Annotated in this window: 13 protein-coding genes; 8 read left to right on the top strand and 5 right to left on the bottom strand. The window is 72.1% G+C overall.

The window, feature by feature from the left end:
• The coding region (locus AQI95_RS49670) for a type I polyketide synthase (RefSeq protein WP_279617064.1) at positions 1 to 7,285 on the bottom strand (7,285 nt) is incomplete at its 3' end.
• Between the two features lie 441 nt (positions 7,286 to 7,726).
• On the opposite strand from AQI95_RS49670, the gene AQI95_RS43285 reads away from it, so the two are divergent.
• From AQI95_RS43285 to desII, 4 genes are read left to right on the top strand one after another with little or no spacing between them, the layout of a single operon-like run.
• Entirely contained in the window at positions 7,727 to 8,959 is a 1,233-nt protein-coding gene (locus AQI95_RS43285; RefSeq protein WP_067136914.1) for an acyltransferase family protein, read from the top strand.
• Complete coding sequence (locus AQI95_RS43280; protein WP_067136912.1) at positions 8,956 to 10,170, top strand: cytochrome P450 family protein; 1,215 nt, start codon at positions 8,956 to 8,958, stop codon at positions 10,168 to 10,170. Before AQI95_RS43285 ends, AQI95_RS43280 begins: the two co-directional genes overlap by 4 nt.
• 3 nt (positions 10,171 to 10,173) lie before the next feature.
• Complete coding sequence (locus tag AQI95_RS43275) at positions 10,174 to 11,373, top strand: dTDP-4-dehydro-6-deoxyglucose aminotransferase (RefSeq protein WP_067136910.1); 1,200 nt, start codon at positions 10,174 to 10,176, stop codon at positions 11,371 to 11,373.
• Positions 11,370 to 12,887 (top strand): dTDP-4-amino-4,6-dideoxy-D-glucose ammonia-lyase, encoded by a 1,518-nt coding sequence (gene desII, locus AQI95_RS43270; RefSeq protein ID WP_208614421.1) that lies wholly within the window; start codon positions 11,370 to 11,372, stop codon positions 12,885 to 12,887. The genes AQI95_RS43275 and desII overlap by 4 nt, the downstream gene beginning before the upstream one ends.
• A gap of 54 nt (positions 12,888 to 12,941) precedes the next feature.
• Here desII and AQI95_RS43265 read toward each other — a convergent pair whose 3' ends face one another.
• Entirely contained in the window at positions 12,942 to 14,231 is a 1,290-nt protein-coding gene (locus AQI95_RS43265; RefSeq protein WP_067136906.1) for an activator-dependent family glycosyltransferase, read from the bottom strand.
• Positions 14,232 to 14,392: 161 nt separating this feature from the next.
• On the opposite strand from AQI95_RS43265, the gene AQI95_RS43260 reads away from it, so the two are divergent.
• A complete protein-coding gene (locus tag AQI95_RS43260; protein WP_067136905.1) occupies positions 14,393 to 15,370 on the top strand; it encodes an NAD-dependent epimerase/dehydratase family protein in 978 nt (325 codons plus the stop codon).
• A 12-nt stretch (positions 15,371 to 15,382) separates the two neighbouring features.
• On the opposite strand, the gene AQI95_RS43255 is transcribed toward AQI95_RS43260, so the two are convergent.
• Together AQI95_RS43255 and AQI95_RS43250 are read right to left on the bottom strand one after the other, a co-directional pair.
• A complete protein-coding gene (locus AQI95_RS43255) occupies positions 15,383 to 16,357 on the bottom strand; it encodes a Gfo/Idh/MocA family protein (RefSeq protein WP_244189101.1) in 975 nt (324 codons plus the stop codon).
• A 38-nt stretch (positions 16,358 to 16,395) separates the two neighbouring features.
• Positions 16,396 to 17,565, bottom strand: coding sequence for a macrolide family glycosyltransferase (locus tag AQI95_RS43250; RefSeq protein WP_244189100.1), 1,170 nt, complete (start codon positions 17,563 to 17,565; stop codon positions 16,396 to 16,398).
• 496 nt (positions 17,566 to 18,061) lie between these two features.
• On the opposite strand from AQI95_RS43250, the gene AQI95_RS43245 reads away from it, so the two are divergent.
• The 3 genes from AQI95_RS43245 to AQI95_RS43235 all read left to right on the top strand — a co-directional run bounded on the left by AQI95_RS43245 (position 18,062) and on the right by AQI95_RS43235 (position 21,485).
• On the top strand, positions 18,062 to 19,792 hold the full coding sequence (locus AQI95_RS43245; protein WP_079071988.1) for a TlrC/CarA/OleB/SrmB family ABC-F type ribosomal protection protein: 1,731 nt from the start codon (positions 18,062 to 18,064) through the stop codon (positions 19,790 to 19,792).
• 266 nt (positions 19,793 to 20,058) lie between these two features.
• The gene (locus tag AQI95_RS43240) at positions 20,059 to 20,835 is read left to right on the top strand and encodes a class I SAM-dependent methyltransferase (protein ID WP_067136899.1); all 777 of its coding nucleotides are present in this window, start codon (positions 20,059 to 20,061) and stop codon (positions 20,833 to 20,835) included.
• A gap of 20 nt (positions 20,836 to 20,855) precedes the next feature.
• Positions 20,856 to 21,485, top strand: a complete 630-nt coding sequence (locus tag AQI95_RS43235) for a dTDP-4-dehydrorhamnose 3,5-epimerase family protein (RefSeq protein ID WP_067136897.1) — start codon at positions 20,856 to 20,858, stop codon at positions 21,483 to 21,485.
• A 57-nt stretch (positions 21,486 to 21,542) separates the two neighbouring features.
• Here AQI95_RS43235 and AQI95_RS43230 read toward each other — a convergent pair.
• The coding region (locus AQI95_RS43230; RefSeq protein WP_208614420.1) for an adenosylhomocysteinase at positions 21,543 to 21,819 on the bottom strand (277 nt) is incomplete at its 5' end.

Below are 21,819 nucleotides of genomic sequence, written 5' to 3'. Positions count from 1 at the left end.
CCAACGCCAACACCATCTTGATCACACCAGCCACACCCGCAGCAGCCTGCGCATGCCCGATGTTCGACTTCAACGAACCCAGCCACAACGGCTCCCCACCCGCACCACGCTCCTGCCCGTACGTCGACAACAGCGCCTGCACCTCGATCGGGTCACCCAGCACCGTCCCCGTCCCATGCCCCTCCACCACATCCACCTGATCCGGTGTCAGACGGGCATCGGCAAGCGCCTGCCGGACCACCCGCTGCTGCGCGGGGCCGCTGGGAGCGGACAGCCCGTTGCTGGCACCGTCCTGGTTGATCGCAGAGCCCCGCACCACGGCCAGCACCTGATGCCCGAGCCGCCGGGCGTCCGACAGCCGCTCCAGCACCACCAGACCCACGCCCTCGCCCATTCCGAAGCCGTCGGCGTCCTCGGCGTAAGCCTTGCAGCGTCCGTCGGCGGCCAGCGCGCCCTGCCGGGAGAACTCCGTGAACACCTCCGGGCCCGCCATCACCGAGACCCCGCCGGCCACCGCCAGGGAGCACTCGCCCGCCCGCAGCGACCGCGTCGCCAGATGCAGCGCCACCAACGACGACGAGCACGCCGTGTCCACCGTCAGCGCAGGCCCCTCGAGCCCCAGCGCGTACGCCACCCGACCCGAGGCGACGGAGGCGGTGTTGCCGGTGAGCAGATACCCCTCGACCTCGTCCCGGCCTTCCACCGGTCCGGCCGCGTACCCCTGGTGCGACATGCCGACGAACACCCCGGTGTCACTGCCGCGCAGGGTCTGCGGCCGGATGCCCGCCCGTTCGAACGCCTCCCAGGAGACTTCGAGGACCTGGCGCTGCTGCGGGTCCATCGCCAGCGCCTCGCGCGGGGAGATCCCGAAGAACGCCGCGTCGAAGCCCCCCGCGTCGTCGAGGAAGTTGCCCAGGGCGCGACCGGAACCGCTGCCCGGCGCCGTGCGCCGCTCCCAGCCCCGGTCGTCCGGGGCCGCGCCGGCCGCGTCGCGGCCGGCGGCGAGGAACTCCCACAGGTCCTCCGGGGAGCCGATGCCGCCGGGGAAGCGGCAGGCCATGCCCACGACGGCGATCGGATCGTCCACGCCGGCGCCGGGCCCGGCGCCGACGCCCGGCCCGGGCCCCGGCTCGGACCGCACCCCGCCGACGAGTTCGGCCTCGAGGCGCAGGGCGACGGACCGGGCGTGCGGGTGGTCGTACACCAGGGTCGTGGGCAGGCGCAGTCCGGTCGCGGCCGTGAGCCGGTTGCGCAGTTCCACCGAGGCCAGCGAGTCGAAGCCGAGTTCAAGGAACGCCCGCTCCGGGGCGATCCGTTCCGGGTCCCGGTGCCCGAGCACCGAGGCGGCGTGCTGGCGCACCAGGTCCAGCAGCGCGCGGCCGCGCTCGGTGGCGGGCAGGTCCGCCAGGCCGCCGAGCGGGGTCCCGGCCGGGCCGTGTTCACGGCGCAGCGCCGCCTGTGCGTCCCGGGCCTCGGGCAGCGCGTCGAACAGCCGGGTGGGCCGCTGCGCGGTGTACGCGAGCAGGAAACGCTCCCACTCGATCCCGATGATCAGCGGGCAGACCTCCGCCCGGTCCAGTGCCGTGCGAAGGGCGTCGAGGGCCTCTTCCGCGGCCATCTCGACGACGCCGTGCCGACGGAAGCGCTCCGCCACGGGGCCCTCCGCCATGCCGCTGCCGGCCCAGGTGCCCCAGGCCACGGAGGTCGCGGGCAGCCCGTCGGCGCGCCGCTGCCGGGCCAGGCCGTCGAGGTAGGCGTTGCCCGGGGCGTAGCAGCCCAGGCCCGGGGCGCCGAACGCGGAGGCGAACGAGGAGAACAGGACGAACGCGGTCAGGGGTGTGTCCGCGGTGAGTTCGTGCAAGTGCCTGGCGCCCAGGGCCTTGGCGCGGCCGGCCTGTTCGATCCGCTCGCCGGTCAGGGTGTCGAGGGTGCCGTCGTCCAGCGTGGCCGCGGTGTGGAACACCGAGGTGAGCGGCTGGTCCGCGGGCAGGCCCGCAAGGAGTGAGCGCAGCGCCTCGCGGTCGGTGACGTCGCAGGCCGTGAGGGTCACCGAGGAGCCGAGCGCGCGCAGTTCGGCGGCCAGCTCGTCGGCTCCCGGGGCGTCGGGGCCGCTGCGGCTGGTGAGGAGGATGTGCGGGGCGCCGCGGTGCGCGAGCCACCGGGCGACATGGCGGCCGATGCCTCCGGTGCCGCCGGTGACCAGCGCCGTACCGGTGGGCTCCCAGGTGCGCGGCGTGGTGCGGGGCCGGGGCGCGGCCCGCTTCCAGCGGCGCGCGAACACCCCCTCCGCCCGCAGGGCGAGCTGGTCCTCACCGCTGTCGCCGGTCAGCACGCCGGCGAGCGTGCGGGTGATCTCGGCCGTGGATCCGGCGGGCACGTCGATCAAACCGCCCCAGAGGTCGGGGTGTTCGAGGGCGATGACGCGCCCCAGACCCCACAGGGCCTCCCGCGCGGGGTCGCCCGGGCGCTCGTCGACCGTGGTGACCTGGACGTCTTCGGTGAGGCACCACAGGGAGCCGTCCAGAGCGGAGTCGGCGAAGGCCTGGGCGAGGACGACGGTGCCGCCGAGCGAGGGCAGGCCGAGGGGCGTGCCGGCGTCCTCGCCCCGTTCGTCCACGGCCAGCAGGGACAACACCCCGATGCGGTCCGCGCCCTCGGCGGCGTGCCGCAGGGCCCGCACCAGTTCCGGTTGCGTCGACTCGGCGGCGACCACGAGGTCCGAGACGGTCGCGCCGGCCGCTTCGAGGCAGGCGCGCGCCGCCTGCGCGGCAGGGTCCGCGGCCCCGTCGTAGCGGACGACGAGCCAGTTGCGCGGGCCCGCCGCGGAGGGTTCCGGAGCGGGCACCCGCTGCCAGTCGACGCGGTAGCGCAGGGCGTCGGCCACGTCGTGCTCCGCCCCGCCGGGTACGGCGGCGGTGTCCGGCGCGGCCTCCCACCAGAAGCGCTCCCGCTGGAACGGCGCAGTGGGCAGCGGCACCGGGCGTGCGGGGACGCCGAGGAAGACCGACTCCCAGCGCACGGGTACGCCCGCGGTCCATGCCGCCGCCAGGGCGCGGGCGAAGTCCTCCGATCCCCCGTGACCGCGGCGCAGCGTCCCGATCGTGACCAGGTCCGCACCGGCCTCGTGCCCGGTCTCCTCGATGGCGGTGGTGAGCACCGGGTGGGCGCTCAGCTCGATGAAGGCCCGGTGTCCCTGTTCCGTGAGCGCCCGTACGGCCGGTTCGAACCGTACGGTCTGCCGGAGGTTGCGGAACCAGTAGCTGCCGTCGAGCGACGCCGGGTCCGCCCAGTCGCCGGTCACCGTGGAGAAGAAGGGCACCGCGCCGGGCAGCGGCACGATGTCCCCCAGCTCCTCGTGCAGGGCGGCGCGGGCGTCCTGCATGTGCGCGGTGTGCGAGGCGTAGTCGACGGGCAGGCACCTGGCCCGTACTCCGTCGGCGTCGAGGGCGGCAACGAGATGGGCGAGGTCCTCGTCCGGCCCGGCCACGACCACCGAGCGCGGCCCGTTCAGCGCGGCGGTCTCCAACCGGCCGTCGTAGCGCTCCAGTCGGCGGCTCAGTTCGGCGGCGGTGGTGGCGACCGCGACCATGCCGCCGTGTCCGCGCAGCCCGGCGATGACGCGGCTGCGGACGGCCACCAGCCGGGCCGCGTCGTCGAGCGACAGGGCGCCGGCGACACAGGCGGCCGCGATCTCCCCCTGGGAGTGCCCGATCACCGCGGCCGGTTCGACGCCGTGCGCCCGCCACAGCGCCGCCAGCGACACCATCACCGCGAACAGGGCGGGCTGCACCACGTCGACACGGTCGGTGGAGAGTTCGGTGTCGGACCGGTCGGCCGCGGCGGTGGCCTCCGCACGCAGGAAGGGCAGGAGAAGGAAGTCCAGATGCGGCTCCAGGGCCGCGGCGCACTCGTCCATGGCGCGTGCGAACACCGGTGAGGTGTCGTAGAGCCCCACCGCCATGCCGGCCCACTGCCAGCCCTGGCCGGGGAAGACGAAGACGGGCGAGGACTGCGGCCGGGCCGTGCCCACGACGGCTCCCTCGGTGCCGCCCTCGGCCAGCGCCTGCAGCACGTCCAGCGCTCCGGCGTGCCCGTCCGGCACGAACGCCGCCCGGTGGCGTGCCGCCGCCCGGGTGGTGGCCAGCGAGAAGGCCACGTCCGTGGCGGTGTGTTCGGGCCGCTCGCGCAGGTGCGCGGCGAGGCGGCCCGCCTGGGCCCGCAGCGCGGTCTCGCTGTGCGCGGACACGACCCACGGCGCCACGGCCCACGGCGTGCGCGCGCGGGCGCGCCGCCGGTCCGGCCCGGCGCTCGGGTCGCCTGCCGGTCCGGTCTCCTCGGGCGCCGCCTCGACGACGGCGTGGGCGTTGGTGCCGCTGATGCCGAAGGAGGACACGCCCGCCCGGCGGGGGCGTGCCCCGTCGGGCCATGCGACCGGTTCGTTCAGCAGCCGTACCTCGCCCTGGGACCAGTCCACCTCCGTGGAGGGGCGGTCGGCGTGCAGGGTCCGCGGCAGCGTGCCGTGCTCCATCGCGAGCAGCATCTTGATGACGCCCGTCACGCCGGCGGCGGCCTGGGTGTGCCCGACGTTGGACTTCACCGAGCCCAGCCACAGCGGGCGGTCGGCGGGGCGGCCCGTCCCGTACGCGTCGATCACGGCCTGGGCCTCGATCGGGTCGCCGAGCCGGGTTCCGGTGCCGTGGGCCTCGACCGCGTCCACGTCGGCCGCGGACAGTCCGGCCTCGGCGAGCGCCTGCCGGATCACCCGTGCCTGGGCCCGGCCGTTGGGCGCGGACAGTCCGTTGCTCGCGCCGTCCTGGTTGACCGCCACCGCACGGATCAGGCCCAGGACGCGATGGCCCTGGCGCCGGGCGTCGCCGAGCCGCTCCAGCAGGAGCACTCCGGCGCCCTCCGCCATCCCGAAGCCGTCGGCGTCGGCGGAGAACGCCTTGCACCGGCCGTCGGGGGCGAGCGCTCCGAGCCTGCTGAAGTCGACGAGCATGCCGGGCGTCGGCATCGCTGTCGCGCCGCCGGCCAGAGCCAGGTCCGTCTCGCCGGCGCGCAGGGAGCGGCAGGCGAGCTGGAGGGCGACGAGGGAGGACGAGCAGGCCGTGTCCACGGTGACGGCCGGTCCTTCGAGGCCCAGGGTGTAGGCGATCCGGCCGGAGGCGACGCTGGTGGTGGTGCCGGTCACCAGATAGCCGCCGACGTCCTCACCTGCGTCGGCGAGGCGCGGGCCGTACTCCTGCGCGATGACGCCGGTGAACACTCCGGTGGACGTGCCGCGCACCGTCTCGGGAGAGATACCGGCCCGTTCGAGCGCTTCCCAGCTGACCTCCAGAAGGAGCCGCTGCTGCGGGTCCATGGCCAGTGCCTCGCGCGGCGAGATGCCGAAGAAGTCCGCGTCGAAGTCGGCGACGTCGTGCAGGAATCCGCCGGAGCGCTGGCGCACCGCGCCGGGGCGTGCCGGGTCCGGTGGGAAGAGTGCCTCCAGGTCCCAGCCGCGGTCCGTGGGAAGGCCTGTCACGGCGTCGTGCCCGCCCGCGAGCAGGTCCCAGAACTGCTCGGGGGTGCGCACCCCACCGGGCAGCCGCAGGGCCATGGCGACGACGGCGATCGGCTCGTCCGCCACGCGGTCGGCGCCCGGCTCCCGCGGCCCGGGGGCCTGCGCCGCGCCCGGTCCGCCGGCGTGCGCGCGAGGGTGCAGCCGGTCGTACAGCGCGTCGGTGAGGGCCTGCGGGGTGGGGTGGTCGAAGAGCGTGGCGATGGCGATGTCCCGGCCGAGGGCCGCCGCGAGGCGGTCACGCAGTTGCACGGCGAGGACGGAGTCGAGCCCGAGTTCGGCGAAGGTCCGTGTGCCGTCCGCGGCCTGCGCCCCGGTGCCGGTCACGGCGGCGGTCTCGGTGTGCACGAGGCGGGCCAGTCGCTGCCGTGTCTCGTGGTCCGGTGTTCCCGGGGGGAAGAGCCCCGGCCGGGAGGGGTCGGCGGTCGGTGCACCGGGGTCCGAGCCGGCGGGCGGAAGGTCTGGCAGGTCGGCGGGCAGGACCGGCTCGACGCCGGGGAAGGCGGCCGTCCAGTCGACCTCGACCCCGTGGGTGTACGCCTCCGCCGCCGCGGTCAGAAAGCGCCGCAGACCGCCCTGGCCGCGCTGCAGCGTGGGGAGCACCGGGCAGGTGGCGCCCACCGCGTCGAGCGTCTGCCGCACGGCGCCCGCGAGGACAGGGTGCGGGCTCAGTTCGACGAACACGCCCGCCCGGTCGCGGGCGCAGGCCCGCACCGAGCGCTCGAACTCCACGCGGCCGCGGAAGTTCGCACACCAGTGGTCCGCGGTCAGTGCGCGGGTGTCGAGGACGGCGCCGGTGAGGCTGGAGTAGAAGGGGACGGCTCCGGCACCCGGCGTGAACCAGTCGAGCGCCGCGCGCAGTCCGCCCACGACGTCGTCCATCTGCGGGGAGTGCGCGGCCATCGAGACGCCGATCACCTGGGCGCGGACCCCTTCGGCGGTCAGCTCCGCGACACAGCGCCCGATCGCGTCGGTGGCTCCGGCCAGCAGCACCGAGCGGGGGCCGTTGACGCCGGCCACGACGAGGTCCTGGCCGAAGGGGGCCAGCCGCGGAGCGATGTCGTCGGCGGGCAGAGCCACCGACGCCATGTCCCCCTTGCCGACGAGGGGCATGAGTTCCCTGCTCCACAGGGCCACCGCGCGGGCGCCGTCCTGGATCCCGACGCTTTTGGCGGCGTGGGCGGCGGCGAGGTCGCCCATGCTGTGTCCCACGACGGCGTCGGGCTCGACGCCGAAGGAGCGCCACAGTTCGGTGAGGGCGGCGCTCACCGCGAACAGGGCGGGCTGCACGACCTCGACCCGGGGGGTGGTGCCCGGGGCGGCGGCGGTCTCCAGGGCTTCGGTCAGGGACCAGCCGGACTCGGCGGCGAAGACCTCCGCACACCGCTCGATCGCGTCCGCGAACACCGGGGACTCGTCGACGAGTTGCCTGGCCATCCCGGGCCACTGGGAGCCCTGGCCCGGGAAGACGAAGGTGACGGGTGCCGTGGCGGCGGCGGTTCCGCGCGCGACCGCCGCATGCGGGCAGTCGTCGGCGACCGCGGCCAGGCCGTCGAGGAGTTCCTCGCGGGAGGAGCCGACGATCACCGCGCGCTGCGGCAGGCGCCGGTCCTCGCGGGCGAGTACGGCACCGAATGCGTCGACGCCGGTGTCGGGACGCGCCTGGAGGTAGCTCAGCAGTTGACGCGCCCACGCCCGCAGGGCGCGATTGTCCGCTGCCGACAAAACCCACGGCCGGGCCGCACCTGAAGCAGATGCGGAAGTGTTCTCACCCTGCGGGGGGCTGCCGTTCACACCTGACTCCTAGTCGTCCGCGCGTCACCAGGGAGCGGGCCTGTGCAAAACATGGCCTCAGGAAATACCGACCACAATAGACCCCGCAAACCATAAACGGTCGACTACCGTTGGTCAGTGGTCAGTTCAACGTACACCAACCCCCTCTTGAGCCAATTGATTCTCACTTGACCGATCCGATACATTCCATAGAATCAGCAGGTCACAGGCACCTCACAGCGCCGGAACTGATGGTTCCAGCGGCCGGTATATCAATCCTCAAGCTGCCCTTTAGTCGGATTCAACTGATGCCCGGAAGATTTCCCCTACCGTAATTCAGTCAGTGGTCTGGACTCCCTGGACAGCGGCAACCGACAGAAGGGCCAGTGAGCCTTGCTACCTGCGGAAAAATCTCCCAAGCCCTCCCCCGTCGACGCGCCCGACAACCGGGGAAGCCAGGCCGAACGGCTGTCGTCGCTGACCGGCCTGAGGTTCTTCGCCGCTTTCCTGGTGTTCGTCTGCCACGCGCTCAGCCAGTTCAGCCCGCAGGCCGACACCGCCTCGCGCGACCTGGCCTATTTCCTGCTGCCTGCCGGACCGGTCGGCGTCTCCTTCTTCTTCGTCCTCAGCGGGTTCGTCCTGACGTACGCGGCACGGCCGGGTGACACCGTCCGGCGCTTCTGGCGGCGACGGGTGGTGAAGATCTACCCCAGCCACGTCGTGACGTGGTCGGCCGGTCTCGTCCTGGCCCTTTGCACCGGCACCGTCGTGTCCGTGGCGACCACCACCGCCGCCCTCTTCCTCGTGCAGGCGTGGGCGCCCCACATGGTGCTCACCGCCACGGTCAACCCGATCTCATGGACCCTCGCCTGCGAGCTGTTCTTCTACCTGCTGTTCCCGTTCCTGTACCGGGGGCTGCGCCGACTGCCGCGGAACCGGCTGTGGCCGGCCGCGGGCATCCTCACCGCCCTGATCATGGCCGTTCCCCATCTGGCCGGCCTGCTGCCCGGCAAGCCCCTGCCGCTGGCGGGCTACAGCCTCACGCAGTTCTGGCTCGTCTACACGGCTCCTCCGGTGCGGCTGCTGGAGTTCGCGCTGGGCATCGTGCTCGCCCTCCTGGTCCGCAACGGGATGTGGCCTCTCGTCAGCGTCCGGCTCGCCGCCGTCCTGTGCTGCGCCGGCTACGCGGTGGCCGGGGTCACGACGATGGTCACCAAGGCGCCCCACCTGTGGGCGATGGTGAGCGCCACCGTCGTCCCGCTGGCCGTGCTCATCCCCACCGCCGCCTCCCGGGACCGGCAGAACCTGCCTTCCCTGACACGCCACCCACGCGTGGTGCGACTCGGCGAACTCTCCTTCGCCTTCTACCTCGTGCACCACATGATCCTGACGGCCTGCTTCACCGCGCTGCTGCCGGACGACTTCCGGCCGGGCCTGCTCGGGCTCATCGGCGTGGCGGTCGTGCTGTTCTTCGTCTGCTGGGCCGCCGCCTGGCTCCTGCACACCGCCGTCGAGCAGCCCGCCATGCGCCGCTGGAGCCGCCCTCGGGCGACTCGCCGCACCCAGCCTGCGCCGCCCCGCGCCGCCGAGCGATCTGAACCCCTCACCGGTGAAAGGACACCATGAACCAGCCGCAACTGCCCGAGGTTCTGGATCTGAGCAGCGAGCTCTTCCACACCGACCAGTACGCGACCTACCGGGACATCCTCGAGCAGCGTCCGGTCACCAAGGTGCGTTTCTACGACGGCTCCTTCGTCTGGCTCGTGAACCGCTACGAGGACGTACGGGCCGCGCTGAGCGACCCCCGGCTGAGCAACGACCCCACCAAGCAGTCGGACATCGACCTCGCGGCGGCCACGGGCATCCCGAGCGACCTGGTCGAGTACTTCCAGCGGAACATGTTCCGCAGCGACGAGCCGGACCACGGGCGGCTGCGCAAGCTCGTCACCAAGGAATTCACCATGCGGCGCATCAACGCGCTGCGGCCGCGGATCCAGGAGATCGCCGAGGACCTGCTGGAGAAGTTCGCCGCCACCGGCGGCGGGGACCTGGTGAGCGCGCTCGCCCGCCCGCTCCCGCTCACCGTCATGTGCGAACTGCTCGGCGTGCCCGAGGAGGACCGCGCGGACTTCCAGACCTGGTCGCAGCACGTCGTCGAGAGCGATCCGGCGTTCGCGGAGCGCAACGCCGTCTCGTACCGCAGCCTCTTCGAGTGCGTCCGGTCGCTGATCCGCCGTCGGCGCGACGAGCCGGGAGAGGACCTGCTGTCGGCCCTGGTCGACCTGCGCGACTCCGGGGACCACCTGTCCGAGGACGAACTGGTCTCCACAGTGTTCCTCCTGCTCGTCGCGGGGATCGAGACCACGGTGAACGTGCTCGGCACGGGCGCCTTCCTCCTGCTGACCCACCCCGACCAGCTCGCCCGGCTCCGCGCGGACAGCGGTCTGACGGGCTCCGCCGTGGAGGAGATGCTGCGCTACATGGCGCCCATCGAGATGACGAGCCGGCACAGCCTGGAGCCCCTGGAGATCGGCGGGGTGTCCATCGACGCGCACAGCACCGTCCTGATCAACCTGGCCGCCGCCAACCGGGATCCGGCGCGGTTCGAGGACCCTCAGGCCTTCCGGGTCGACCGCAACGACGGCAGCCACCTCACCTTCGGCCACGGCATCCACTACTGCCTCGGCGCCGCTCTGGCCCGCGCCGAGGCGGAAATCACCTTCGAAGTCCTCCTGAAGCACTTCCCAGAGCTGGAACTGGCCGTTCCCACCAGTGAGTTGACATGGCGTCATGTCTTCATGCGGGGCCCGGTCGAACTGCCCGTCTCCTGGCGGTGAGCCATGAAGCGTGCCCTCACCGATCTCGCGGTCTTCGGCGGTCCGGCGGCATTCCTGCGCCCGCTCCTCGTGGGCATGCCCACCGTCGGCGACCGGGCACGGTTCCTCGCCCGCCTCGAATGGGCCCTGGACAACGAGTGGCTGACCAACGGCGGCCCGCTGGCCACGGAGCTGGAGGGCCGCATCGCCGACATCACAGGGGTGCGGCACGCCGTGGCCACCTGCAACGCCACCGCGGCGCTGCAGCTGGTGCTCCGGGCCTCGGGCGTCACCGGACAGGTCATCATGCCCTCGCTGACCTTCGCGGCGACTCCCCACGCGGCGAGCTGGGTGGGTCTTGAGCCGGTGTTCTGCGACGTCGACCCGGTCACCGGCTGCCTCGATCCCGCGCGGGTCGAGGAGCTGATCACCCCCGCCACCGGAGCCATCCTCGGCGTACACCTGTGGGGGCGGGCGGCACCGGTGGCCGAGCTGGAGATGCTGGCCGCCGAGCACGGCGTGAAACTGTTCTTCGACGCGGCCCACGCCTTCGGCTGCACCTTCGGCGGCCGTTCGATCGGCGGCTTCGGAGACGCGGAGGTGTTCAGCTTCCACGCCACCAAGACGGTGATGGCCTTCGAGGGCGGAGCGGTGACCACCGACGACGGCGAACTGGCCGAACGGCTCGTGGCCCTGCGCAACTTCGGCATCGACCGGAACAAGTCCGTGACCGCCGTCGGCATGAACGCCAAGATGAGCGAGGCCTCCGCCGCCATGGGCCTCACCTCGCTGGACGCCTTCGAGGAGACGCGCGAGCGCAACCGCGACAACCACGCCCTCTACCGGTCGGAACTCCACGGGGTCCCCGGCATCGAGGTACTGCCCTTCGACGAGCGCGAACGCAACAACCACCAGTACGTGATCCTGCTGACGGACCGTGCCGTCACCGGTCTGCACCGCGACCGGCTGCGGACCCTGCTGCAGGCCGAAAAGGTCTTCCCCCGGCTGTACTTCTCGCCCCCCTGCCATCTGATGCCCGTCTACCGGACCGATCCCCCGCTCCGCCTCGAGCACACCGAGCGGCTGTCCGAGCGGGTCCTCGCGCTTCCCACCGGACCGTCGGTGTCCTTCGAGGACATCCGCCGGGTGTGCAGCATCGTCCGACTCGCCGCGGAGCGCGGGGAGCAGATCGACGCGATGTGGGCACAGGCAGTGCCGGCATGAGCGCCATCCGTCCGAAGCCCGACCCGGAGGTAACAGTTCTCGTGGACACCGTCCAAGCGGCAGCGCCCGCGCAGGCGATCGAAGACGTGGCACGCCCCGGCAGTGACCGGGCCGCGGCGATCGGCGCACTGCGCACCCGCCTCGCACACCTCGGCGACACCGGCGACGGGGCGAAGGAGCGGGCGGAGCACCTCGTCGACCTGGCAGTGCGCTACGGCACCCGTCCGTTCACCTCCCTGGAGCAGGCTCGCCGTCTGCTGGGCGTGGACCGGCCCGCCTTCGCCGCACTGCTCGACCTCTTCGACCGCATACCCGAGCTGGCCACGGCCGTCCAGCGGGGGCCGGAGGGAAAGTACTGGACCAACACGATCCTGCCGCTGGAACGGTCGGGCGCGCTCGACGCGGTGGTGCGCCGGCGCCCGGCGTTCCCCTACAGCGTCGGCATCTACCCCGGGCCGACCTGTATGTTCCGTTGCCACTTCTGTGTCCGCGTCACCGGTGCGCGCTACGACGCCTCCGCGCTCGAGGCGGGCAACGCCCTGCTCGCGTCCGTCATCGACGAGGTACCCGACACACAGCCCTCGACGGTCTACTTCTCCGGCGGCCTCGAACCGCTCACCAACCCGCAGCTCGGGGAACTGGCGGCTCGCGGCGGCCGACGCGGGCTCGACATGACGCTCTACACCAACGCCTACGCGCTCACCGAGAGGACACTTGAACGCCAGCCGGGACTGTGGTCGCTGCACGCGATCCGCACCTCGCTGTACGGCCTGAACGACGCCGAGTACGAGGCCACCACGACCAAACCGCGCGCCTTCGGGCGGGTCCGGGCCAACCTGGGCTCCTTCATGGCGCAGCGGGCCGAGCGGCAGGCCCCGACGCGGCTCGGCCTCAACTACATCATCCTGCCGGGCCGGGCCGACCGGCTCATGGACCTCGTGGACTTCGTGGCCGAGCTGAACGAGCACTCCCCCGACCGGCCCCTGGACTTCGTGACGGTGCGCGAGGACTACAGCGGCCGGGACGACGGCCGGCTCGCGGCCGACGAACGGGCCCGGCTGCGCGACGCGCTCCAGGACTTCACCGCGTACGCCCGGGAGCGGACCCCCGCACTGCACGTCGATCTCGGGTACGCGCTGGAGAGCCTGCGCAGCGGTGTGGACGCCGAGTTGCTGCGCATCACCCCGGGGACCATGCGCGGCTCGGCGCACCCGCAGATCGCGGTCCAGGTCGACCTGCTGGGCGATGTCTACCTCTACCGCGAGGCGGGGTTCCCCGAACTGGCCGGCGCGCACCGCTACATCGCCGGACGCGTCACCCCGACCCGGAGCCTGGACGACGTGGTCCGCGAGTTCGTCGAGAGGAATCCGCACATCGAGCCGCGACCCGGCGACGAATACTTCCTCGACGGTTTCGACCAGGCCGTGACCGCCCGGCTGAACCAGATGGAACAGGACGTCGCCGACGGCTGGGAAGCGCACCGGGGCCTGCTGCGCCAGGCCGGCGAAGCGTGAGAACGCCTCGACGGCGGGCCCCTGCACCGCCGGCCCGGCGCGCTCGAGGGCGTCTCACGCCACGGGGACCTGCGCGGTGCTCGCGGCCGTGCGCACGTCCCGGTGCCTGCCGGTGAGTTCCTCCAGGACGGGAACCACGTCCTGCGGGCTGCTCTCGGCGCGGGCCTCGTCCCGCAGCCGGCGGGCCTGGTTCAGGAACGAGGGTTCGGCGAGCACCCGGGCCACGCTGTCCCGCAGTCCCTCGGCACTGACCGCACCCTCTCGCAGGTACAGGCCCGCGCCCTCGGCCGCCGTCTGCTGCGCCCGCAGGAGTGTGTCCCACACATGCGGCACCATGACCTGCGGCACCCCGTGGTACAGGGCAGTGGACCAGGTGCCGAAGCCGCCGTGGTGGATCACGGCCGAGCAGCTCTCCAGCAGCACGTCCAGGGGGGCGAAGCCGACGGCCCGGACGTTCTTGGGCAAGGGGCCCACCTCCCGCAGAGCGGCGGCGTCGGTAGTGACGACGATCTCCGCGTCGATCTGCGCGAGCACCTGGAGGTAACGGTGGAAGACCGCCGGGTCGGCGGTGAAGCTGGTCCCCGTGGACCCGGTCGTCAGACACACACGCCGCCGGGTCGCGGCGGTCTTCAGCCAGTCCGGGACGACGGTCCGGCCGTTGTAGGGCACGTACCGCACGGGCACCGTCGGCAGCGACAGATCGAGCCGGAACCGCTCCGGCAGCATGTCGACGGTCCACTGGCCGACCACCAGCTCCTCGTCGTAGGCCACCCCGTACTGCTCGGCGGCCCCGGCGAGCCAGTCGCGCAGCGGGTCGGGGCGCTGCCCGGCGGGCCGTTCGCGAAGGCGCTCGAGGAACGCCCTGCGGAAGTAGGCGTTCAGGTCGCTCGCGCCCATGAGCCGGGCATGGGCGGCGCCGCACGCCCGGGCGGCGATCGCGCCGGCGAACGTGTACGGCTCCCACAGCACCAGGTCCGGCTGCCACTGACGGGCGTACCCGACCAGTTCCCGGACGAACGACTCGTCGTTGATCACCGAGTAGAAATAGGGAACGGACAAGTCGAACAGATTGAACACGTAGTCCCAGTCGAAAACTTCCGGGTGGGACAGGTCGATGTTCGCGGAGTACCGCTGGATCTCCGCGCCCTTCTGCTGCATCGCCTCGAGCAACCGGTGGTCCTCTCCCACCGGTACGGCAGTGAGCCCGGCGCCGGTGATCGAGTCCACGAAACCGGGCTGGCTGGCCACGCGCACATCATGTCCCGCGGCACGCAGGGCCCCCGCGAGCGGCACAAGGCCATGAAAATGCGAGGTGTGCGCGAAAGCCGCGATGAGCACACGCATATGCCAACTCCTCAGGAACCGATGGCAATGGACGGACAGTCGGTGATTCTGCCGCGGTGCCCGGGACCTGCACATGCGGGCCGATCCCCCCTGGATCCGGGGACGAGTACCCCTCGAGGGCGCGGGGCGGCGGCACCCCATCACGAAAAGAGGCAACAGCAATGACCGGTCACTCTTCCTGCGGCACGGGGCGGGAGACATCCCGCCGCCCCCTGGTCGTCGTCCTGGGCGCCTCCGGGTACATCGGTTCGGCCGTGGTGCGGGAGATCTCCCACCGTCCGATACGGCTGCGCGCCGTGGCGCGCGGCCCGTTCACCGTGCCGGCCGGCGGCCGGGCAGCCACGGAGGTGATGCGGGCCGACCTCACCGAAAGGGGCGCCGTCGCCGAGGCCGTCCGCGGCGCCGACGTGGTGATCCACCTGGTCGCCCGCATGGCGGGCCAGGGCTCGTGGCGGTCCGCGGCCTCGGACCCGCAGACGGAGCGGGTGAACGTGGACCTGGTGCGTGAGGTGATCGCGCGGTGCCAGGCGGCACCCGACGGGAGCCCTGGCCCCACCGTCGTCCTGGCCAGCACCAATCAGGCGGCGGACGGCGGCCCCCAACGCAGCGCCTACGCCCGGCAGAAGGCCGCCGCGGAGCGGCTCCTGCTCGACGCCACGGCCCGGGGCACCGTCCGGGGCTTCGCGCTGCGCCTGCCCACCACGGTCGGCAGCAGTGCGGGGGCGACGCCGTCGATGGCCGACCGGGCCCTGTCGGGCGAGGCCCTCACCCTGTGGCACGACGGCACCGTGCGGCGCGAGTTCCTGGATGTGACCGACGCGGCCCGCGCCTTCGTCACCGCGCTGGACCACGCGGCGGACCTCGACGGGCGTGTCTGTGCGGTGGGCGGGCACGTCGTCGCACTCGGCGAGCTGTTCCGGGCCATCGCCGACAGCGCGGCCCGTCGCACCGGACGCCCGCCGGTGCCGGTGCTGTCGGTGGCTCCCCCCGAGTACGCCGAGACCGGCGACTTCCGCGACCTGGACGTCGACTCCTCGGTCTTTCGGGACATGACGGGATGGCGACCCGAGGTTCCACTGCGCCGGGCCGTCGACGACGTCGTGGCGGCCGTCGCCCGGCGCCGGGCGCTGCAGCGCTGAGCGGCCGGTTGCTCAGTTCCCGCGCCGCGCGGCGGCGTACAGGTCCTCGACCAGCCCGGCCTGGTCCGTCAGTGCCCGGCCCGTGAGCGGGGACGGTGCGCCCGAGCGGATGCCCTCGACGAAATCCGTCACGACGGAGCGGAACTGGTCCTGCGGGGGCACGAGGAACTCCTCGCGGGATCCGTCCCGTTCGAGGTGGACGACCGCGGTGTGGTCCGCGGGCGGTGTGTAGGCCCTGGGCACGATGATGCGCCCCTCGGATCCGGTCAGTTCGTACCGGCAGCGGTAGGCATGTTCCAGTCCGAACCCGATGTGCGCCACGGCGCCGTCGGGCGCCGTGAGCAGCGCCGCCCCGCCGGTGTCGACGCCGGTGCGCCGGTCCGGCTTCAGATGGGCGCCGGCCACCTGAAGCACGGGGCCGAGGTAGCGCAAGGCGGTGCGCAGCGGATAGACGCCGACGCCGGTGAGCGCGCCACCGCCCAGGTCACGGCGGTGGCGGATGTCGTCCGCCGGTTTGCCCGGGATGGTGAACTCGGCGGCCAGGGAACGGACTTCCCCTATCCGTCCGGCGGCGAGCAGATCGGCGACCACCCGGTGCTGGGGATGGCAGAGGAACATGTAGTTCTCGAACAGGGCCCGGCCGCGGGCACGGGCGAGTTCCCGCAGCGCCGACGCCTGCCGTGCGGTGACCGTCAGCGGCTTCTCGCACAGGACGTGCTTGTCCGCCTCCAGCGCCCGCCGTGTCCACTCGGCGTTGAGCGCGGGTGGCAGCGGGACGTAGACGGCGTCGAGGTCGGGCCGGTCGAGCACGGCCTCGTAGCCGGTCACCGGATCACCGCCGAACCGCCGGGCGAACGCCGCGGCCTTGGCCGCGTCCCGGCTCCCGATCGCGACCACCTCGATGCAGGGATGTCCGGCGAGCGCGGGCAGCATGCGCCGCCAGGCGATGTCCGCGCAGCCCAGCACGCCCATCCGTACCCTGTCCACCGTCGCCCTCCAGCTCCTCGCCCTGGGTCCTGTCGGACCTAGTCCAGGGCAGCCTCGATGAGGTCGGCGGCACGCTCGGTCCCGCCCTCGGCCCGCAGCTCGGCGCGCAACACCTCGGAGCGGCGCCGGACCTCCGGGTCGGCGGTGAGCTCCAGCAGCGCCGTGCGCAGAGTGTCGGCGGTGGCGTCGCCGGTGTCGATGCGCCGGGCCACGCCGAGCTTGACGAGTTGGTCGGCGTTGCCGAACTGCTCGGCGCCCTGCGGCACGGCGATCATCGGCACGCCCGTGTAGAGCCCCTCGCTGCTCCCGCCCATGCCGGCGTGGGTGACGAAGGCGTCGGCCTGTTCCAGGATCGCCAGCTGGGGCACCCAGTCGTGCACCTCGACGTTGGACGGGATCTCCCCCAGTTCCCCGGCATCCGTGTACTTGCCGATCTGGAGGACCACGTGCCAGCCGGCCAGGCCGCCGAAGGCCGCCAGGCACTGGCGGTAGAACTCCGGCTGCAACGTGTAGGCGGAGCCGAGGGAGACCAGCAGCACCTTCTCGGCACCCGGCGGCCGGGTCCAGCCGCCCTGTTCGGAGCGGTCCCCGAGACAGGGGCCCACGAAGGTCACGACGTCGGTGTCCACCCGGTCGGCGTTGGGCTGCATGGCCTTGGTGATCATCGCGATGGTCCGGGCGGGCATGCCGCTGAAGGCGTCCACGTCCAGCGTGGTCGCTCCGCACCCGGCCAGCCAGGAGGCGAACCTCTGCTGGTAGGCGTCGGCGCCCGGCAGCTTCTTCAGCTGCTCCGCGACCTCCTCCTGGTAGCCCCTCCAGGCCACATAGCTCGGGGACAGCTGCACGAGCGGGCGGCCTTGCGCCTCGGCGAGCGCGCGGCCGGCGTAGGACCCGATGTCGTAGAGGTAGAGGTCGGCGGGATCCTCGTCGTAGTGGGCGTGCAGCTGGGGAAGCACCTGCATCGCGTCGTCGAGGAAGAGGGACGCGGCCGCGATCGGGTCGTGCGGCCAGTTGTTGTCGGCTACGGGCAGAGTGGTGGCGCAGGGGACGAACTCGGCACCGGTGGGCTGGATCAGATCGGCCGTGTTCGGGGCGGACACGTACGTCACCCGATGCCCCCGCGCCACGAGTTCACGGATGACCTCGAGGCCGGGCAGGACATGACTGACGATGGGACTGCCGATCATCGCGATGTGACGACGAGACATAGGAGTTCGCTCATTTCAGTGCTACGGCGTATCGAACGGTCGGGGGGCGCGGCTCGGCCCGCGTCAGCCGTAGATCTGGGTGAAGTGCATGGCGCCGACACTAACCACTCCTTCCGTTTCCGGAGAAGTGCGGACCGTCACCGTCCGCCGCGGGTGCCGAAAATCATCGACACTTGGCCGATTCCGCCCCACACTTCACCCCACACGCTCGAAAACCTCTGCTAAAGTTTTGTGCGTGATTTCCATTTTCGCCGCCGCCGGCTTCTACTTCATCTGACGTCGCCCGCGAGCACTTCCGGCTCCGGGCGCCACGGGCACGGTGTGTGTGCCGCTCCTCCAGCGGTCTGTTCCACCACCTTTCAAGCGCCGCACTGGTCTTTCACGACAGCCTTCTGTCCTGCGCCATGCGGTCATGCCTGTCTCCGGCACCCGTTCGAGCAGTGCTCGCCCTCGGTCGACCCTTTTCTGACCCACGGATGAAACGGCGTGCGAATCCATGCACAACTCCTTCTCTGCCACGAACAGCCTTCTGCCGTCCGCCTCCTCGGGTGCGGGCACCTCCCTCGTCGAGGAGCGGCGACCGGATCCCGGCGCACCCTCGGCGGGCGGTTTCCAGGTGGTCCTCGACGACATCCAGCACGCCCGGGGCACCCGCCGTCTGCTGGACGGCGTGCACCAGTCCGTGGCCCTCGGCGAACGCATCGGCGTCATCGGGGAGAACGGCTCGGGCAAGTCCACCCTGCTGCGCCTGATCGCCAAACTGGACGAGCCCGACGGAGGCCGGGTGCTGGTGCGGGCTCCGGGCGGTACCGGCTACCTCCCGCAGACCCCCGAGCTGGCACCCGACGACACGGTGCGGGACGCCATCGACCACGCCCTCGCCGAGCTGCGGGCGCTGGAGCACGAGCTGCGCCGCTGCGAGACGGCCATGGCCGAGGCGGACGGCGACGAACTCACCGCCCTGCTGGCCGAGTACGGCGATCTCATGGAAGCCTTCGAGGCCCGGGACGGCTACGCGGCCGACGCCCGGGTGCAGGCCGCCCTGCACGGTCTGGGCCTGGCGTCCGTCGACACCACCCGGCGGCTGGCCAGCCTGTCCGGCGGCGAGCAGGCCCGGCTGGGCCTGGCCTGTGTGCTCGCCGCCGCACCGCAGCTGATGCTGCTCGACGAGCCCACCAACCACCTGGACCGGGCCGCGCTCGAATGGCTGGAGGAACATCTGCGCTCCCACCGCGGCAGCATCGTGGTCGTCTCCCACGACCGTGTCTTCCTGGAGCAGGTGGCCACGGCCCTGTGGGACATGGACACCGAACGGCACACGGTCCACCGGCACGGCGGCGGCTACGCCGGCTATGTGAAGGCCAAGGCGGCCCTGCGGCTGCGCCGGGAGCAACAGCACCAGGAATGGAAGGAGGATCTGGCCCGCCAGCGCGAACTTGCGCGCGCCGCGGCGGACCACGCGGCCGCCGGACCACGGGGCAACACCGACCGGACGAACGGCCGTCACCAGCGCAGCGTGGAGAAGCAGATCTCCGCCCGGGTGCGCAACGCCAAGGAGCGCCTGCGGCGGCTGGAGGAGAACCCGGTCCCCCGGCCACCGAAGCCGATGCGCTTCACACCCCGGATCAAGGGGGGCGACGCCCTGGGCACCTCGGTGGTCGCCGGGCTGCACCAGGTCGAGGTGGCGGACCGGCTCCACGTGCCGGACTTCGAGGTGGGCCCGGGAGAGCGTGTGCTGATCACCGGCCCCAACGGTGCCGGCAAGAGCACCCTGCTACGGGTGCTGGTCGGCGACCTGGAACCGGACCGAGGTACGAGCACGCGTCCGGCGGGCACCGGCTGGCTGCCCCAGGAGACACCGGTCACCGCACCCGGACTCAGCCTGCTGGACGCGTTCCGCGAAGGCCTGCCCGGCGATCTCGAGGCGCATCGCGGGGCACTCCTGGGTCTGGGGCTCTTCAGGCCGTCGGATCTGGCCACCGCGGTCGGCCGACTGTCCGTCGGCCAGCGCCGGCGGCTCGCCCTGGCCCGGCTCCTGCACGACCCGGTGGATCTGCTGGTGCTCGACGAACCGACGAACCATCTGTCACCGGCGCTGGTGGAAGACCTGGAGGAGGCCTTGTCGCACTATCGGGGGCCCCTGGTCGTCGTCTCCCACGACCGCATGCTCGAAAGGCGGTTCACCGGACGCACAGTACGCCTGGAGAACGGCTCCATCCGCGACTGATCCGGCTGCCCCGTCGCAGCACCCCATGAGACGATCCCCGAGGCGATCACCTGAGGGGACGGCCGTACGCGGAGCGGGCGGCGGTGTCGTACGGCACCGCCGCCCCTGCGCGATCGTCCCCCGCGCCCGTGGCTGAACTGCCGCCTCCCGCTCACCTCCCGTGAGGCCGTGCAGCCGTTCCGGCCCGGCAGACCAGCGGATCCGCTCCCCGACCAGGTGACAACGCTCCGGGTTTTCTGTCCCACCGGCGAAAGGACCAGCCCCTCATGGCCAAGGACGGCTTCACCGACCCGCGCATCGTTCCCCACGAGTCCGAGCAGGAACGCGATGTGCGTGAGCGGCTCACGAAGCTCCTCGTCGACAGCCCCATCCCGCCCCAGTACCTGATCGACAACCTGCCGGTGTACCTGCGCCGCCATCAGCTCGCCGACCTGCTCGCCATGGACGCGCTGTACCGGATGCTGCCCGAGATCCCGGGCGTCGTCATGGAGTTCGGTGTGCTGCACGGCCGTCACCTGGCCACGCTCACGGCACTGCGCAGCATCTACGAGCCGTACAACTCCCTGCGGCGCATCATCGGCTTCGACACCTTCACCGGCTTCCCCGACGACATCAAGGACGTGGACAAGGTCAGCACCAGTGCCCACCCCGGTCGTTTCGCGGTGCCGGACAACGAGGTCGGTCATCTGCGCGAGGTCCTGGCGGCCCACGAGGCCTCCGAGCCCTTCGGGCACACCCAGCGCTCGTTCGTGGTCCAGGGCGATGTGCGCGAAACCGTCCCGCAGTACCTGCGGGACAACCCTGAGACGGTCATCGCCATGGCCTACTTCGACCTGGACCTCTACCAGCCGACCAAGGAACTGCTGGAGGTGATCCGGCCGCATCTGACCAAGGGGAGCATCCTCGCGTTCGACGAGCTGGCCCACCCCAAGTGGCCCGGTGAGACCACGGCGCTGCGGGAGGTCTTCGGCCTGGACTGCGCGCCGCTGCGCCAGCTGCCCGGCCGTGAGCCGCCGGTCATCTACATGAAGTGGGGCGAGTGAGGGGACCGCGGGCTTCTGTGATGACGACTCGACAGACCGGCGCGACCGCGCCCACGACCGTCCGGGAACTCGCCGTCGAAGGCGCCTACGAGTTCACCCCCAAGGTGTTCCCCGACGGGCGCGGCCTGTTCGTGACCACGTACCAGCAACCGCTGTTCGCCCGGGCGACCGGGCACGCCTTCCCCGTCTTCCAGACCTGTCAGAGCCACTCGCGCCGTGGTGTGGTGCGCGGTGTGCACTTCACCTCCACGCCGCCGGGCATGGCCAAGCACGTCTACTGCGGGCGGGGCCGGGCGCTCGACTTCGTCGTCGACCTCCGGGTGGGCTCACCCACCTTCGGCCGGTGGGACACGGTCCAGCTCGGCCAGGACACTTTCCGGTCCACCTATCTGCCGGTCGGCGTGGGCCATGTGTTCGTCGCGCTCGAGGACGACACCACGATGGTGTACCTCATGTCCGGGCCGTACGTGGCGGAGAACGAGCTGGCCGTCTCCCCGCTGGACCCGGCGCTCGGACTGCCCGTCATGCTCGACGGCGTCGAGCCGATCCTGTCCGAGCGCGATGTCGCGGCCCCCACCCTGGCCCAGGCGCTGGAGGCGGGCATCCTGCCGGACTACGAGACCTGCCTGGCGCTGGAGGCGGCCCTGTAGCCGCCGCGCCGGACACGGCCGGACGCAGCGGTCGCCGCGTCCGGCCGGCTCGGTCGTTCAGTAGCGGTAGTGGTCCGACTTGTACGGGCCGTCCACCTCGACACCGATGTACGACGCCTGCTCCGGACGCAGCGTCGTCAGCTTGACGCCGAGGGAGTCCAGGTGGAGACGGGCGACCTTCTCGTCCAGGTGCTTGGGCAGCACATAGACACCCGTCGGGTACTCGTCGGGCTTCGTGAACAGCTCGATCTGGGCGAGCGTCTGGTCCGCGAAGGAGTTGGACATCACGAAGGAGGGGTGGCCGGTGGCGTTGCCCAGGTTCAGCAGACGGCCC

This window comes from Streptomyces yokosukanensis (assembly GCF_001514035.1).
In the GTDB taxonomy this organism is placed as follows: domain Bacteria; phylum Actinomycetota; class Actinomycetes; order Streptomycetales; family Streptomycetaceae; genus Streptomyces; species Streptomyces yokosukanensis.
This window is presented reverse-complemented; position numbering and strand designations above follow the sequence as displayed.

Bases quoted from the DNA above. Each gene is read 5' to 3' on its own strand.
- AQI95_RS43245 (WP_079071988.1), top strand. From the start codon at position 18,062: ATGCACAACTCCTTCTCTGCCACGAACAGCCTTCTGCCGTCCGCCTCC.
- AQI95_RS43235 (WP_067136897.1), top strand. From the start codon at position 20,856: ATGACGACTCGACAGACCGGCGCGACCGCGCCCACGACCGTCCGGGAA.
- AQI95_RS43265 (WP_067136906.1), bottom strand. From the start codon at position 14,231: ATGCGTGTGCTCATCGCGGCTTTCGCGCACACCTCGCATTTTCATGGC.
- AQI95_RS43275 (WP_067136910.1), top strand. From the start codon at position 10,174: ATGAAGCGTGCCCTCACCGATCTCGCGGTCTTCGGCGGTCCGGCGGCA.
- AQI95_RS43240 (WP_067136899.1), top strand. From the start codon at position 20,059: ATGGCCAAGGACGGCTTCACCGACCCGCGCATCGTTCCCCACGAGTCC.
- desII (WP_208614421.1), top strand. From the start codon at position 11,370: ATGAGCGCCATCCGTCCGAAGCCCGACCCGGAGGTAACAGTTCTCGTG.
- AQI95_RS43260 (WP_067136905.1), top strand. From the start codon at position 14,393: ATGACCGGTCACTCTTCCTGCGGCACGGGGCGGGAGACATCCCGCCGC.
- AQI95_RS43250 (WP_244189100.1), bottom strand. From the start codon at position 17,565: ATGTCTCGTCGTCACATCGCGATGATCGGCAGTCCCATCGTCAGTCAT.
- AQI95_RS43280 (WP_067136912.1), top strand. From the start codon at position 8,956: ATGAACCAGCCGCAACTGCCCGAGGTTCTGGATCTGAGCAGCGAGCTC.